Genomic DNA, 14,807 nt, shown 5'->3' with positions numbered 1-14,807 from the left:
GTATGAATCCCGAGCGCCGGAATAGCCCTTCGTCGAACTACCGATCACGACCTACGCCGAAAACCGCCGGTTCGTCTTCCGGCACACTGTACGGCCGCGACCGGGAGCGTGCGGCGTTGGCGGCCTTGATCGACCGTGCCCGGGCGGGCGAGGGCGGGGCGGCGGTGGTCTCGGGAGAACCGGGAATCGGCAAGAGCGCGCTGCTCTCCGTCGCCGCGGACAATGCGACGGACATGCGGGTACTTCGGGTGCACTGTGCCGAATCCGAAGCCGATATGGCATTCGCGACGCTCCACCAGCTACTGCTGCCCGGACTACACCTCCTGCACGAGCCGCAGTCAGAGGCGCTACGCGCCGTATTCGGACTGTGGGACGGTCCGGCCTCGGACTCGGCCTCGGTCGGTTCGGCGACACTGGCACTGCTGTCGAGAATGGCGAGTGAGCAGCCGCTGCTCTGTCTGGTGGATGACGCGCACTGGGCCGACAGCGCCTCGATCGAGGTTCTCGAATTCGTGGCACGCCGTGTGGGGGCCGCGCCCGTCGCCGTCGTGTTCGCCCTGTGTCCGGAGGAAGGCCGTCGAGCCGTCAGCAGCGCCGACGTGGAGGTGCGGCTGACCGGGTTGGACCGACGATCGGCGCGGGAACTGCTCGTGGACCATGTCGGCCAGTGGTTGACCTCGGCGCAACAGAACCGGATTGTGGCGGCCGCGGGAGGAAACCCGCTGGCGATCCGGGGACTTCCGGCGGCGATGCCACACGCGGGTCTGCCGCCGAACCCACTGCCGATCGCAGAAAGGTTGCGACAGGCATTCTTTCGCCGAGTTCGACACCACCGCGAACCGCTGCGGCAGCTGTTGCTGTTGATTGCCGCGGAAGGAAGATGCCGCTGGGACGTATTATCTTGCGCGGCAACCCTGTTCGAGCCGAATCTCCGACCGGCACGGGACTTGCTCGTGGCGCTCGACGATCTGGTTGTGACGGACGGCTCGACGGTGGCTTTCCGCCACCCGCTCGTTCGCTCGGCCGTCTACTACGGTGCCGCGTCGTCGGCTCGGAAGCGTGCGCATCGAGCTCTCGCGGATGCCGGCGGTCGCGATGCCGTGCGTCGCGCGTGGCATCTGGGGCAGGCCGCAGACGAACGGGACGAGGCTGCCGCCGAGGAATTCGAGCGAGCGGCTCCCCTCGCCGCCTGTTCGAGTTCCGCTACCGCTGCGGTGCTGCTGGCCCGCGCGGTGGATCTCGGCGAACTCCGGGCGGCCCGGCCACGGCGACTGTTCGAATCGGCGACCGCGTGGTGGCGCGTCGGAGACTTCGACCGGGCGCAGTCGGCGCTGGCGTGCGTCGACATCGCCGATCCTCTCGACGGGACGATGCGCATTCAGGTGACATGGTTGCGCGCGGCGATGGAACTGCGGCTCGGCCGACCGGCTGATGCCGTCGCGATGATACGCGCTGTTCTCGACACGGCGGTGAAAGCTCCTGTGCAGCACTCGGTTCCACTGTTGATGCTGCTGTGGGAGGCGAGTTCCGCGGTGCCTGCGGCGGTCGTATGGGACGAGTTGTCCGAAGTGGCGGAGCGGCTGTCGTTTGCCGGTTCCGGCGAAGCCGATCTCCTCGGCCGGATGGTGCGTGGCTGTTGTCGAGTCCGGGAGGGCAAAGATGCCGGATTGCATCCTGGTGATTTGGCGGCGGTCGAACGATCGACCGATCCCGGTCTGTTGTCCTGGGCGACCGGGGCGGTGTGGGAGCTGGGTGATCGTGCGCGTTCGCGGCGCCTGAGCCGGTTGGCGATTCGGCACGCACGACGCCTCGGCACGCCGGTCTACCTGGTATCGGCGTTGCGACAGGCGGCCGACAACGAGTCGGCGAGCGGGCATTTCGACTCCGCGGAGGCACTCGCCGAGGAAGGCCTTCAGGTGGCCGAGGCCACCGGACAGCGCAACGCGATTCTCGGCTTTCGTGGTTGCCTTGTCGTCCTCGCGGCGCTGCGCGGCCGAGAGCAGCAGGCCCGGTTATCGGCGCGCGAGCTGATCGCCGATGCACTCGGTCAAGGCGCGATGGATGCTGTCATCGCCGCCCGGCGGGCCCTGGGCCTGCTCGACCTGGCCGCCGGCAGGCCGGAGCAGGCGCTGGTGCATTTCGGACCTCTCTTCGACGGTTCCTCCTGTGTTTCGGCCATGGTGAATGTGCCCGATCTGGTGGAGGCGGCGGTGCAACTGGATCGGCCCGCCCTGGCCGCCGAGCCGCTGGCGCTGTTCAGCCGCTGGGCGAAGGCGATCGATGCGCAGGAGTCGAATGCCCTGGTCGGCCGGTGCCGCGCCCTGCTCAGCCCTCCCGATGACGCGACGACCGAGTTCCTTCAGGCTGTGGAACTGCACGAACGTGGAGACCAGCCGCTGGAGACGGCCAGAACACTGTTGTTGTTCGGGAGACATCTGCGGCGTAGACGCCGCCGGTCGCAGGCCCGCGCGCCGCTGTGGGCGGCACTGGAAGCGTTTCACGGCCTGGGCGCGGAGGTCTGGGCGGAGCGCGCCCGAGACGAATTGTGTGCCATGGGGGAAACCGTGCACTTCCGCGTTGCCGGACGCCTTTCGGCGCTCACTCCGCAGGAGTCACGAATTGCCACCGCCGTCTCGCAGGGGAGTACCAACCGGGATATCGCGGCGCAGCTGTTTCTGAGCCCTCGCACGGTCGATCACCATCTGCGGAAGATCTTCCGGAAGACCGGCGTCGGATCTCGCGCCGAACTCACCCGGCTCGTGCTGACCGAAAATGGAGGCGATATGCGGGGGCCGCCGGGGCTTCCTCAGCCAGGTTAATGTGCAGGTATGGAGGCGCTGGACCCGGCTCGTGGCGGGGAGGTCGAACGGGGCATCGCGGCGTCTTTGCTGGTGAATGTGTCCGGCCTCGCTGACGACATGCTGGAGTATTTGGTCGAGCGGATACCGGAGATCGGTGGGGATGCGGAGCTGCGCGGCCTGACCTTGGGATCGTGCTCGTCGAACCTCGAAGCGGTGCTTTCGATGGTTCGTCATGGGATCGATATAGCGGCTGTGGAGGCGCCGGTGACGGCGCTCGAGCACGCTCGGGCAATGGCGTCACGGGGGCACAGCGTGGATGTGATGCTGCGGTTCTACCGGTTGGGTCATGAATTCTTCACCGAAAAGCTTTCCGAATCGCTGACCGATTCGATCGCTGATCCCGCTGTCGCGTTGCGGACGTTTGTCGATCTCGAGCGGTTCGGGTTCAGATACATCGACCGCATCTCCAGTCTTGTGGCCGCCGAGTACGTAGCCGAGCTCGAGCGGCGTCAGAACCAGGCGAGGGCCGAGCGGGCCGATGTCGTGCGCGCGCTGTTGGCGGGGGAAGGTGTCGATATCGCGCGGGCCGAACGTGTGCTCGGTCATCGGCTCACTGGTCGCCAGATCGGCTTCGTGTGCTGGACCGACGACCGGGGCGTCGACCTCGAGGGATGCGCCGGGCAGGTGGGACGGTTCCTCGGGGCGGCCTACTCGCTCGTCGTGGCGGACGGTCCACTCGCGGTGTGGGGATGGGCATCGGTCACGGTGGAGCCGCGGACTTCGCTCACGGAGATGGCGTCGGAGTTCCGCGGTGACAGCAGAAACGTTCACGTCGCGGTGGGCTCGCCCCATCCGGGGGCCGCGGGATTTCGCATCTCCCACCTCGAAGCTGTCCGCACTCGCCGCGTCATCGAACTGTCCGGTCGCGCGGCGCCGACGATCACCGAGTTCGGCGATGTCGCGTTGGTGGATGCCATTTCCCGCGACCTGGATGCGGCGCGGGCCTTCGTCGCCGCTCAGCTCGGCGCACTGGCGCGCGACGACGCGAAAGAGCGCGGCGAGCGCGCCGCACTCCTGGCCGTGCTCGATGCGCAAGGGAGTCTGGCGACCGCGGCGCGCGCCTTGGGAATCCACCGGAACACGGTCCTGCAGAGGGTGCGTCGTGCCGAAGAACGCAGGGGCCGGCCCGCCACCGTCAAGACTGTCGAGCTGCACGCCGCCCTACTTGTGTGCGACGTGCTGGGGGCCTCGGTTCTGCGCGGGTCATAGCCGCGTCGACCGGAGGCTGAGCGCACGGAGATGTGCTCGCAGCACATCTAAGAGGGCTGGGAACGCCTTGTTGACCGGTCCCGGCCGCTCGTAGTTTGTGGGTATCTCATCCTGCAGCGCGAAAGAGCAGTCCGATGTCGACGACGACTCATCACTCCCCATCTCCAGCATCGGCCCCGCAGCATGCCTTGCCTGATCCGGGTGAGCGAATTCCCACGCTGTCGTGGCCGATAGTCGGCATCTGCGCAGGCGCGCTGGCGGTCTTCGGCGTCTCGACCTGGGCCGCGCTCACCGGCACCGCGCCTGCGATCGTCACCATCGCGGCGAGTTCCGCGGCAATCTTCGTCCTGTTCACGGTGTTGCACGACGCCTCGCATTACTCGATCAGCTCCCATCGCTGGGTCAACGTCGCCTTCGGCCGGGTGGCGATGTTCTTTGTCTCGCCGCTGATTTCATTCAAGTCGTTCGCGTTCATTCATATCGAGCACCACCGCAATACCAATGATGGTGAGTTCGATCCCGATCACTTCGTCAGCGCCGCGCCGTGGTGGCAGTTGCCCGTTCGTTTCCCGGCCATGGACCTGCCGTATATCAGTTTCCTGGTGCGTAACGTGCGTCGGCGACCGCGCGCCGAGGTCTTGGAAACGGCGGCGTTGATGACTTTCTCGCTGACGGTGATCGTGGCGGCCGCCTGCACCGGATACCTGTGGACGCTCGCCGTGGTCTGCCTGATTCCCGGGCGGGTGGCGATGTTCGTGCTCGCGTGGTGGTTCGACTGGCTACCCCACCACGATTTGGAGGACACCCAACGCGAGAACCGCTACCGCGCGACCCGCAACCGTGTCGGCTCCGAATGGATCCTGACTCCTCTGCTGTTGTCGCAGAACTACCACCTGGTCCACCACCTGCACCCCTCCATTCCCTTCTACCGCTATGTCGCGGCCTGGCGACGCAACGAGGCCGCCTACCTCGAACGCGACTCGGCGATAAGCACCGTCTTCGGGCAGCAGCTCGACGCTGCGCAATACCGCGAATGGAAACGCCTCAACGGCACACTCGCTGCACTGCTCGCGACCCGTATGCCACGTTCCTCTGCGGCCCGCTATATCGGTACCCACCCGATCCCCGTCAAAAGCGTCGAGCCGCTGACTCCGGACAGCGTCGAAGTTACCTTCGACGTTCCCGATCATCTGAGCGACCGATTCCGGTTCCGGGCGGGCCAGCACCTGACCGTTCGACACCGCATCGGTGGGCGGGAGGTGCGGCGAAACTACTCGATCTGCACCTCGGCCACCTCGGGAGAACTGGCGATCGGAGTGCGGCGGGTGGCGGGCGGGCTGTTCTCGAACTTCGCGGTCGACACGCTGCGGGCGGGCGACATCTTGGAGCTGATGACGCCCACGGGCAGCTTCGGCGCACCGCTCGATCCACTCGCCCGGCGCGATTATGTCGCGGTCGCGGCGGGCAGCGGGATCACGCCCATTCTGTCGATTGTTCGCACCACGATGGAGATCGAGACCGAGAGCCGCTTCACCCTCTTCTATGGCAACAGAACCGCGGAGTCGACCATGTTCGCCGCCGAAGTCGATGAACTCGAATCTCGATATGCCGACCGGTTGCGCGATGGGCTCGCGGTCGAAGCAGTGCCGGCCGAGCGGATACATCTCGAATTGTTCCGCGGCACACGACAATCCACACACGTCGACGACTACGCCGACGCCGAAGTGACCATCACCCTGGCCGGCGCGGGCCACACCGTGGACCTCGCCGCCGGTGAGACCGTGCTCGAGTCCGCGCTGAAAAACGATATCAATGCGCCGTACGCCTGCCTCGGCGGCGCATGTGGCACATGCAAAGCCAGAATCATCACGGGAGCGGTATCGATGGAGCAGAACCTCGCGCTCACCGCAGCCGAGGTCGACGCCGGTTTCATCCTGACCTGCCAATCTCACCCCAGCACCCCAACGGTCGCGATCGCCTACGACAGCTGACTCGATGGTCCACCAACGACACAGGAATGGTGGGTGTGTGAGTCAGCCCTTGCTGCCGGATGAAGTGTTCGAAGAGGGCTTCTTGAACAGCGCAATGCCGAAGCCCAGCACCGTGATCCCGAAGAAGCACAGCAGCAGGCCGCTGAACTGTGCCTCGGCGTCGGTGTCCGGGCTGCGCGCGGAGTTCGAGGAACTGGCGACGACGTCCGCCGGATCGACAATCGCCTGGATCCCGGCGGTCAACAAGACGAGCGCGACAAGGATCAAGGCGATGCTGCCGGCGACGCGCCCGGCGGTCCGGCGGGGCGGGGTGGTGTCCTGGACATGCTCCGGGACATTGGATTCGGACATGGCTTCCCAAAGTATCAGTACATGTCGTGTTCCCAGCTGCCGCGCGTGTCGACGTCGGCGGCGTCCGCCAGCGCCTCCAACTCCGAGATCTCCTCCTCGGCGAGTTGGATGCCCTGGGCTCGGATCAGCCCGTCGATGTAATTCGCCTTCGTGACCCCGATGATCGGCGTGGTCCCTTTGGCGATGGCCCAGGCGATGGCGACGTCTGCGGCGGACGCGCCTCGGTCCGCGCCGATCGCCCTCATCCTGTCGGTCAGCGCCTGCAGTTGGGGCAGGATGCCGTTGTACACCGCCGCCCGGCTGCTGCCCTCCGGCAATGGATGGGCCGGACTGTACCTGCCGGTCAGCGCCCCTTGCTCGAGGACCATGTAGGAGAAGAACCGCACGTCGTGCGCGCGGCAGTGCTCGAGAATGCCCGCGCGCTCGGAACTCCGGTACAGGAGGCTGTAGTGGTTCTGGACTGCCTCCACCCGGAAGCCGGCCTCGCCGAGTATCTGATCGGCGAGAGCGATTTCCTTCAGGTTGTGGTTCGAGACGCCGACATGCTTGATCCTGCCGCTGTGCAGCAGCGATATCAGATGCGGCGTCCAACGGGTCACGTCGGCGGGGTTGTGAATCCAATACAGATCCACATAGTCGGTGCCGATTCGGTCGAGGCTTTGTTCCAGCATGTCCGCGACCGGATCATCGCCGTCGCCCGCGATCTGCGGGGTGAACTTCGTCGACAGCTGGAACTCGTTGCGCGCGTAGCCTTTCAGCGCCCGAGCGAGGACCGTCTCCGAATGGCCCATGCCGTACACCGCCGCGGTGTCCCATAGGGTGAACCCGTTCGATTGGGCCTTCTCGACGACCTCTCGCAGGCCGGACCGGGTCAGCTGACTGCCGAAATACCCGTCGCCCACCTCGCCGCTGTCTCCCCAGGCCCATGTGCCCAGCGCCACCGCCGGCGCCGTCAGCGTCTCGCTCGTCATATCGCCTACCTCCGGTCTCAGTTTCTTGTCACCATCGTGTCGGAACGTTCCATCTCCAGGAGACCGCGATGGCCGCCGCTGGAGAAGGTCGCGTTTATAGGGGGTATGACCTCAACCCCCCTCGCGCTGTGACCAGCGGTTACCGTGAATGACATGGACCAGCAGCCCGGAAGTCGCGGCGAAATCCGGCACTTCCTTGCCAGCCGGCGCGCCAAGATCACCCCGGCGCAGGTCGGACTGCCGACCAACGCCCGTCGCCGGGTCGCCGGGCTGCGGCGCGAGGAAGTCGCCGTCCTCGCCGGCGTGAGCACGGAGTGGTACACGCGGCTGGAGAAAGGGCACATCGGCGGCGTGTCCGAAGACGTCCTCGACGCGGTCGCTCGCGCCCTGCAACTGGACGACGACGAACGCACGTACCTGTTCGACCTGGCCCGGTCGGCGCGGCTCGCGAGTCGCACGCCGTCGCGTCGGCGGGACGTCGAGGTCCCGCCCCCGGTCCAGTGGCTGCTCGATTCCATGACCATGTCCTCGGCGTTCATCCGAAACGGCCGCACGGACGTCGTCGCCGGCAACGCCCTGGCCCGAGCCCTGCACGCGCCGATGTTCGACAGCGCCACCATCGACCAGCGCGGCCGACCCAACATCGCCCGCTACGTCTTCCTCGACCCCGGCGCACGCGACTTCTTCGTCGACTGGGACGCCGCCGGCAATGCCACCGCCGCCCTGCTGCGCGCCGAGGCCGGCCGCGAGCCCCGCGACCGGGCACTGCGCGAACTCATCGGCGACCTGTCCACCCTCAGCCCCGAATTCCGCGACCTCTGGGCCGCCCACGACGTCGTGATCCGCCACGGCGGCATCAAACGGCTCCAGCACCCCGACGTCGGCGACCTCGAACTGACCTTCCGCGACCTCGAACTACCCCTGTCCGGCCGCGCCGTCCACAACCTGATCACCTACACCGCCGAGCCCGGCACCGCCTCCGAAGACCGGCTCAAACTCCTTGCCAGCTGGGCAGCTACGAAATCTCAGGCGGTAGAGCCCACCCGCCACTCTCCTCAACCCGGGCCGCCCTGATCCGTCGCGGTTCGTCGGGTCGAGGATCCGGGATCCGAACTCGACCGGCCGACGTCACCACCCAAAGTCTCTGCTGCGCAAGAAGATTCATACTGTGGACTTCGAGGTGCCGGTGGGTAGACGGCGTGGAGTTCGAAGTGGCCTGAAGCCTCTTGAAATGACGGGCCGACGCACGTGTGGGCGTCGGCCCGGCACTACTACCGCTCACACGGCCCGTCGTGGAACGAGCACCAACTGCCGCTGCCGATGGGGGCGTTCGCGATGAACTGGTGCAGGAAGCTCTCCACGCTCACCTGCCCCTGAACCGGGCTCGGCGCCGGTTCGGTTTCGGCCGCGGCCGCACCCGCGCCGGCGAGCAGCGCCGCGGCCGCCGCGACAGTCGATACGGCAATTCTGATCTGCACCACGTGCGTCCTCACTTCGTCTGGACCGAACGATCAACGATCCGGAAGACGCCACCCATCACACGGCCTCCGGGGCGCGCCTCGAAAGCGCCATACGAACGTATAGCACACAGCGCGTCGGCGGAAAGTCATTTGCCGGAACGTCGCCCGAGGTGTCACCGTCGATCGGTAGCATGCGACAGTGTTCTGCCAGGCGCACAGATCACTCGTTGGAGGTTCGGATGCCCGCTCGCTCATTCCTTTTCGCGGTACCGGTTGTGACGCTGCTGGCCGCCGTCGCGGGGCTCGCTACCGGCCGAGCGGTCGCCGAATCCGACCTCGATCGGCTGACACCTGTCGATATCGGCGAATACCGCACGGACAGTACGGAATTCGGTGGCGTGTTCTTCCGCACACCGGACGGGCGTGCGTGCGCCATCCACGGCGACAACGGACCGGCCGGGTGCGACGCTGTGCCGATGGATGCCCCCGAGGGGACGAATCAAGTCCGCGTCACCAGCACCGAGGTTGCCCGGTACGTGGTCTCCGCGGCACCGATCTTCACCTCTCCCGGCGGCGCGAAAGTGCTGCCGGAAGGACATCGCCTCACGCTGGAGAACACCACGTGCGGCGTCGGATTCCAGGGCACGGTCAGCTGCGAGGCCGGAGCGCACGGCTTCACCATCGCGGCGACCTACGGAGTGCTGCACTGAGCGTCTGATTGCGGGCGCCGCCCTGTCAGGTGATTGCGGAGCAGCACCGCGCCGGACAGCGCCGTCTCGGCGAGGGCGGCCAGGAAGGCCGCGTGCATCAGTGCGCCCGGCATCGGGGCGAGGTAGTGCAGCGTCAGCATGGCGGTGCTCATCGCCGCGGTCATGGCCCAGGCCGCGGGGGAGGGGCGGGTCCACAGATGCCAGGCGCACCACAAACAACCCAGCGACATCAACGCGGGCAGGGCGACCGACCACACTGTGGCGCAATGGGTTCCGTCGCAGGCCGCGTGCAGTGTCGCCGAGAGCAGCGCCAGCGCCGCTCCGGTCCGGCTCGTCCAGGACGTGGCCGGAGCGGGCGGGTTGATCACTGGGCCGGGTGTGCGCAGCAGTCGTGTGGCGCTTGCGTCCGCTGGCTGCCGGCTTCACCCCGGTCGATGGCGGCGGCTACCTTGTCCATCCACTCCGGCGCGGCGTCATCGACACGGGCGGCGTACTCGTCGTGCCAGTTCCACCAGGTGTACGCGGGCGTCCGCGGGTAGCCCTCGGGCGAATCCTCCCAGTCCTCCTGGCGGCCGAGGGCCGTCATATCCAGGTAGCTCCAGGTATTCCCGAAGTATTCGTCGCCCCGGCGGTTGATGAAGTAGGTGCGATACACCCGGTCGCCGTCCCGGATGAAGGCGTTGGTGCCGTGCCATTCATCGACGCCGAAGTCCTTGTCGAACTCGTCGGTGAGGGTGTACCACGGGATTCCCGACCAGCCCATCCGCGCCTGTACCCGGGCGATCTCGGGTTGCGGTGCGCGCGAGACGAAGGCGAGCGTGGTATCACGGGCGTTGAGGTGCGCGAGATTGCCGACATGGTCGGCGATCATGGAACAGCCGCGGCAGGCGTGCTCGGGCCAGCCGAGCACACCTGGCTCGAAGAACGCGCGGTAAATGATCAGCTGACGGCGGCCTCGGAAGAGGTCGAGCAGGCTCATCGGGCCGTCGGGTCCCTGGAACGAGTACTCCTTCTCGACTGCGACCCAGGGCATCCGGCGTCGTTGCGCCGCCAGCGCGTCGTGGGCCCGCATCACTTCCTTCTCTTTCGTCAGCAGCCGCAGGCGCGCTGCCTCCCAGTCGTGCTGCGAGACGATCGGCGGTGTCTTCATGGTGAAACTCCTGGTTCGGATCCGTGGATCAGGATCGGTCGAGGCTGTTCTTCAACGCGTCGAGTGGGCCGTCCCAGTCGCGCGCGAGCGCAGCGAGAAATTGTTGCGCCACCCGCATCGGCGCGGAACGCAATCGGTAGCGCACCCGGCGGCGCTCGCCCGGTTCGGCGGTCACCAGACCGGCCTCGGACAGCAGCGTCAGATGTTTGGCGATCGCCTGCCGGGTGATCGGCAGCCGGGCGGCCAGGTCGGTCGCCGTGGCGGGCCCGGCGGTCGCCAGTGCGGCGAGGATCGTGCGCCGGCTCTGGTCTGCCAGCGCCACGAAGACCTGTTCGGCAATCGCCTCCTGGTCAGGCCGCATCGAGGTAGTCGGCCAGCTCGCCGAGTTCGTTCTGCCAGCCGCGCGTATTGCCCTCGAACGCCGACTTGTAGGCATCGTCCGCGAGCTGTGCGAAACCGGACTCGACCACGGTCAGCCGGGTACCGGTCGCTACCGGCTCGAGCGTGAACTCCACGTACGTGCGGCGCGGGTCGTCGTCGGGAAGTCCGAAGATATGCCAGGTGAACCCGAACACGTGCGGTTCCTCCACCCGCTCCACCCGCAGATTCGCGGAGTGGCCCCCCTCGTTCCAGCGCATCCACGCCTTACCGCCGGGGCGCAACTCGATACCGGCCTCGTTGCCGAACCACGTGCCCAGTCCCTCGGCCGTGGTCAGCGCCGCCCAGACCTTCGCCGGCGGGTGTGCCAGCTCGATCGTCCGCTCGATGCGATCGGGAAATCCCATACCCACCTCCATTAGTAGCAACCCATTGGTTGCGATAGTATTGCAACCAATGGGTTGCGTCAATGGCTTGCGGGATTCAGAGGAACAGCCCGAGGACGACGCCGCTGACGACGAGCTTGAGGACCAGTCGGTCATGTGCACCAGGGCGGTCGGGATCGGAACGTTCTCGTGGACGATGGCGCCGGAGAGGATGGTCACGGGGATGATCGCCACGATCGCGCCCAGTGCCGCTCCGGCCCCGAGGCCGTGTCGGTCACCGGCGACGAGCAGTGCCGCCAGCACCGCGGCCGTCACCAGGCCGCGCAGCAGCACCGACGCCATCTGCACCGGCACCCCGATTCCTGGACGCGGAGTGCTCGTCCGCGACACGAGCGCGGCGACCGGCGGCGCCGCGTACAGCACCGCGCTGAGGGCGAACGAGACGATCGCCGCGACGACGACACCTGCAACAATCATGGCCGGCTCCTTAAGTACGATATAGTACTAAATTAGGCCGCATGTTCGGTACTGTCAAGTACTAAAGTGGGGCCATGAACTCCGCAGGTGGACGTCGCGGCCGACCGTCCGGGAAGACGGGCGCCGAACTGCTGGCCGTCGCCCGAGAGGTGTTCCTGGAGCGCGGTTTCGCGGGCACGACGATGGACGAGATCGCTTCGCGCGCAGGGATTTCCAAGACCTCGCTCTATCGCGAACACCCGTCGAAGGCCGGGCTGTTCGCCGCCGTCGTGGAGCACTGGACGGCCGCGGGCCGTCATGCCCTGCGGCCCGCGCTCGCGCATCTCGAGGCCGCCGAGGACATCCGCGAAGGGCTGATCGCCTGGGCGCGAACCCTTTCGGCCGGTGTTCTCTCCCCGCCCGTGGTGGAGATGCGCCGACTGGTCACCGCCGAGGCGGCCCGACAGCCCGAAGTCGGGGCGGCCTATCTCCACAAGAGCTGGATCAGGAACATCGGCGACCTCGCCACGACCCTGCGAACCCTCGACGCCCGCGGCGTACTGCGAATCCCCGACCCCGGCACTGCCGCCGAGCAACTCACCTGGCTGGTCGTCGGCGCACCACTGAACGCCCGAATGCTCGACGCCACAGCACCTCTCGCCGACACGCCCGACGCGGCGATCGACCTGTTCCTGGCCGCCTACGGCCGGGCGTAACCCCTCACCGGTTGACGACAGCCGCTCCGAGTCCATGCCGGACGCGCATCGACCAAGTGATGGGTGCGAGGCAGGTCGTCGCCGAGTAGACGGTGTCGGTGGTTGTCAGTGCGTGTGACCGTGTCGCCGGAGGAAGTCGGTGACGGTGGCGGCGTAGTCCTCGGAGCGGGTGAGTAGTAGCGAGTGTCCGCCGTCGGGGAAGGCGCGCCATTCCGCGCCGGGGTGTAGATCCTGCAGGCGCCGGGTGTGCTGGGCGGTGATGAGCGGGTCGTCGTCGGCCTTGATGAACAAAACCGGTCCCTGCCAGGCCGGGCCGGACTGCCACTCCGGGAGGCGCCGGGCGGCGTCGAGCAGCCGGAGGTAGGAATTTATTGCGCCCTGGTGACCGCCGGTGCGGGTGGCTGCGTCGACCCGGTCGATCCAGAACTCGGCCTCGGTCGCGTCGCTCCACGTGGCGCGCAGCGATTCGCGGATCGCGGCCGATGTCTTGTCCCAGGGCGTGTCCCGGGTGCGGGTGAGCGTGGCTTCCAGGCGGGTGATGTCTTCGGGGCCGTAGAGACCGGTGCCGGTGAAGGTCAGCGACCGCACCCGGTGCGGTGCGCGCCGGGAGAACACCTCGGCGAGCATGCCGCCGGCGGATTGGCCGATCACGTGCGCGGAGTCGATGTGCTCGGTGTCGAGGATCGCGAGGACACCGGCCGCGAGTTCGTCGAGAGTGACCGGTCCGGGCGGGTAGTCCACGGCGAGGGTGCGGAAGCCCGGCCGCAGGGCGGGGGTGAGGTCGAGCCAGCTGATCGCGATCCCGGCGCCCCCGGCCAGCAGCAATACCGGTGTGCCGTCACCACCGACGTAGTAGGTCCAGTCCTCGCCGCCGGTGTGCAGGGTCCGGGTGTCGTGATCGCGGTCGATCGCGGCGGCGCGCTCGAGGATGGAGGTCATCGCGGGCTCCAGAGGTCGAGTCGGTGTGTCGGATCGCGCCTGCGGGGGCACAGCCTCGAACCATATGCACACATTGCTATAAACGCAATGAATTGGCGGGTGCGGTCCGATCTTCCGGATGCTGGTCGGTCAGTGGTCGCAGCAGTCGCAGTCGTGCCCGGCCCGCTCCTGCTCGCCGGGCGCGGCGAGTGCGCCGGGCGCGGGGCAACAGGTGTCGCCTCTCCAGGCGTTGATGACCTCGCGGACGGCGATGGCGGCGATGACCAGCGCGGCGATCGGGTCGGCCCAAGTCCATCCGAACAGGCTGTTGAGTAGCAGCCCGATGAGCAGCACCGCGGAGAGATAGGTGCAGAGCAGAGTCTGTTTCGAGTCGGCGACCGCGGAGCGGGATCCGAGTTCGCGCCCGGCCCGGCGTTGCGCGGCCGAGAGTACCGGCATGATCACCAGACTTGCTGCGGCCAAACCGATTCCGATCGCCGAGTGCCGGGCTTCGCCGACGCCGAGCAGCCCGCGGATCGAGTCGACGGTGACATACAGGGCGAGGGCGAAGAAGGAGAACGCGATGACCCGCAGCGCCACCTTTTCCCGCTTTTCGGGGTCGCGACCGGCGAACTGCCACGCCACCGCCGCCGCCGAGGACACCTCGATCACCGAGTCCAGACCGAAACCGACCAGCGCGGTCGACGACACCCGCGCGCCCTCGGTCAGCGCGATGACGGCCTCGACGACGTTGTAGGAGATGGTCGCGGCGACAAACCAGCGGATTCGCCTCGCCAGCAACGCCTTTCGCGGCAGGGACGGCGGCCCCAGCAGCGCCGACATCAGCAGCACCCCGCGCTGTCCGAGTCCGGGCAGCACGCCGGATCGACCGCCAGCACCAGCCCGAGCAGATCCTCCAACGCGGCCGCGATACGCCGATCGGCCAGTTCGTAACGGCTGCGCCGCCCTTCGGGAACCGCGACGACCAGCCCGCACCCCCGCAGGCAGGCCAGATGATTCGACAGAATCTGCCGCGACACCCCGATCCGCTCGGCCATCTCCGCCGGATAGGCCGGACCGGTGCGCAGACTCAACAAGATCTGGGTGCGGGTCGGGTCCGATAACGCGTGCCCGAACCGAGCCAGCGCGTCGCGCTGCATTACTGCTTCCATAACCCCCATAATACAGATTCACGTGTATTCATCGTTATGTGAACTATCCGTCGGCTTCGCCGTAACCGATCGGCTCCG

The 14,807-nt window shown here is 67.2% G+C and carries 17 protein-coding genes; 6 read left to right on the top strand and 11 right to left on the bottom strand.

The features are described 5' to 3' along the window. Positions 1 to 2 precede the first annotated feature (2 nt). The gene (locus tag ACFMRZ_RS09485; RefSeq protein WP_400178775.1) at positions 3 to 2,819 is read left to right on the top strand and encodes an AAA family ATPase; all 2,817 of its coding nucleotides are present in this window, start codon (positions 3 to 5) and stop codon (positions 2,817 to 2,819) included. Between the two features lie 9 nt (positions 2,820 to 2,828). Beyond that, positions 2,829 to 4,070, top strand: a complete 1,242-nt coding sequence (locus ACFMRZ_RS09480; RefSeq protein WP_400178774.1) for a PucR family transcriptional regulator — start codon at positions 2,829 to 2,831, stop codon at positions 4,068 to 4,070. Between the two features lie 151 nt (positions 4,071 to 4,221). Here ACFMRZ_RS09480 and ACFMRZ_RS09475 read toward each other — a convergent pair whose 3' ends face one another. Further along, a complete protein-coding gene (locus ACFMRZ_RS09475) occupies positions 4,222 to 4,425 on the bottom strand; it encodes a hypothetical protein (protein ID WP_400178773.1) in 204 nt (67 codons plus the stop codon). A gap of 1 nt (position 4,426) precedes the next feature. Between ACFMRZ_RS09475 and ACFMRZ_RS09470 the strand changes: the two genes are divergently transcribed. Next, entirely contained in the window at positions 4,427 to 6,061 is a 1,635-nt protein-coding gene (locus ACFMRZ_RS09470; RefSeq protein ID WP_400178772.1) for a fatty acid desaturase, read from the top strand. A gap of 42 nt (positions 6,062 to 6,103) precedes the next feature. Here the strand turns inward: ACFMRZ_RS09470 and ACFMRZ_RS09465 are convergent, their stop codons facing one another. Continuing rightward, positions 6,104 to 6,412: a hypothetical protein gene (locus tag ACFMRZ_RS09465; protein ID WP_400178771.1), complete on the bottom strand. Its 309-nt coding sequence runs from the start codon at positions 6,410 to 6,412 to the stop codon at positions 6,104 to 6,106. Between the two features lie 14 nt (positions 6,413 to 6,426). Further along, on the bottom strand, positions 6,427 to 7,383 hold the full coding sequence (locus ACFMRZ_RS09460) for an aldo/keto reductase (protein ID WP_400178770.1): 957 nt from the start codon (positions 7,381 to 7,383) through the stop codon (positions 6,427 to 6,429). Positions 7,384 to 7,536: 153 nt separating this feature from the next. Here ACFMRZ_RS09460 and ACFMRZ_RS09455 point away from each other — a divergent pair, with 153 nt between their 5' ends. Further along, on the top strand, positions 7,537 to 8,457 hold the full coding sequence (locus tag ACFMRZ_RS09455) for a helix-turn-helix transcriptional regulator (RefSeq protein ID WP_400178768.1): 921 nt from the start codon (positions 7,537 to 7,539) through the stop codon (positions 8,455 to 8,457). 197 nt (positions 8,458 to 8,654) lie between these two features. Here ACFMRZ_RS09455 and ACFMRZ_RS09450 read toward each other — a convergent pair whose 3' ends face one another. Beyond that, positions 8,655 to 8,861, bottom strand: a complete 207-nt coding sequence (locus ACFMRZ_RS09450; RefSeq protein ID WP_400178767.1) for a hypothetical protein — start codon at positions 8,859 to 8,861, stop codon at positions 8,655 to 8,657. A 221-nt stretch (positions 8,862 to 9,082) separates the two neighbouring features. Between ACFMRZ_RS09450 and ACFMRZ_RS09445 the strand changes: the two genes are divergently transcribed. Next, a complete protein-coding gene (locus tag ACFMRZ_RS09445; protein WP_400178766.1) occupies positions 9,083 to 9,553 on the top strand; it encodes a hypothetical protein in 471 nt (156 codons plus the stop codon). On the opposite strand, the gene ACFMRZ_RS09440 is transcribed toward ACFMRZ_RS09445, so the two are convergent. The 4 genes from ACFMRZ_RS09440 to ACFMRZ_RS09425 are packed head-to-tail and all read right to left on the bottom strand — an operon-like array spanning position 9,535 to position 11,944. Then, positions 9,535 to 9,921, bottom strand: coding sequence for a hypothetical protein (locus ACFMRZ_RS09440; RefSeq protein ID WP_400178765.1), 387 nt, complete (start codon positions 9,919 to 9,921; stop codon positions 9,535 to 9,537). The two genes, ACFMRZ_RS09445 and ACFMRZ_RS09440, sit on opposite strands and share 19 nt — an antisense overlap. Beyond that, positions 9,918 to 10,703 carry a DUF899 domain-containing protein gene (locus ACFMRZ_RS09435; RefSeq protein WP_400178763.1) on the bottom strand — a complete coding sequence of 262 codons (786 nt, stop codon included), beginning with the start codon at positions 10,701 to 10,703 and terminating at the stop codon, positions 9,918 to 9,920. Before ACFMRZ_RS09435 ends, ACFMRZ_RS09440 begins: the two co-directional genes overlap by 4 nt. A gap of 28 nt (positions 10,704 to 10,731) precedes the next feature. Then, on the bottom strand, positions 10,732 to 11,064 hold the full coding sequence (locus tag ACFMRZ_RS09430; protein WP_280361587.1) for a metalloregulator ArsR/SmtB family transcription factor: 333 nt from the start codon (positions 11,062 to 11,064) through the stop codon (positions 10,732 to 10,734). Next, positions 11,054 to 11,944: an SRPBCC family protein gene (locus ACFMRZ_RS09425; RefSeq protein WP_400178762.1), complete on the bottom strand. Its 891-nt coding sequence runs from the start codon at positions 11,942 to 11,944 to the stop codon at positions 11,054 to 11,056. Before ACFMRZ_RS09425 ends, ACFMRZ_RS09430 begins: the two co-directional genes overlap by 11 nt. Before the next feature lie 74 nt (positions 11,945 to 12,018). Between ACFMRZ_RS09425 and ACFMRZ_RS09420 the strand changes: the two genes are divergently transcribed. Beyond that, positions 12,019 to 12,639 (top strand): TetR/AcrR family transcriptional regulator, encoded by a 621-nt coding sequence (locus tag ACFMRZ_RS09420; protein ID WP_400178761.1) that lies wholly within the window; start codon positions 12,019 to 12,021, stop codon positions 12,637 to 12,639. A 105-nt stretch (positions 12,640 to 12,744) separates the two neighbouring features. Here the strand turns inward: ACFMRZ_RS09420 and ACFMRZ_RS09415 are convergent, their stop codons facing one another. The 3 genes from ACFMRZ_RS09415 to ACFMRZ_RS09405 form a co-directional block, all read right to left on the bottom strand. Further along, entirely contained in the window at positions 12,745 to 13,578 is an 834-nt protein-coding gene (locus ACFMRZ_RS09415) for an alpha/beta fold hydrolase (protein ID WP_400178760.1), read from the bottom strand. Positions 13,579 to 13,707: 129 nt separating this feature from the next. Next, positions 13,708 to 14,400, bottom strand: coding sequence for a cation transporter (locus ACFMRZ_RS09410; RefSeq protein WP_400182813.1), 693 nt, complete (start codon positions 14,398 to 14,400; stop codon positions 13,708 to 13,710). Beyond that, positions 14,400 to 14,729 carry an ArsR/SmtB family transcription factor gene (locus tag ACFMRZ_RS09405; RefSeq protein WP_400178759.1) on the bottom strand — a complete coding sequence of 110 codons (330 nt, stop codon included), beginning with the start codon at positions 14,727 to 14,729 and terminating at the stop codon, positions 14,400 to 14,402. Before ACFMRZ_RS09405 ends, ACFMRZ_RS09410 begins: the two co-directional genes overlap by 1 nt. Positions 14,730 to 14,807: the final 78 nt, after the last annotated feature.

The sequence above is a fragment of the Nocardia sp. N2S4-5 genome, from assembly GCF_044628355.1.
GTDB lineage: Bacteria > Actinomycetota > Actinomycetes > Mycobacteriales > Mycobacteriaceae > Nocardia > Nocardia wallacei_B.
This window is presented reverse-complemented; position numbering and strand designations above follow the sequence as displayed.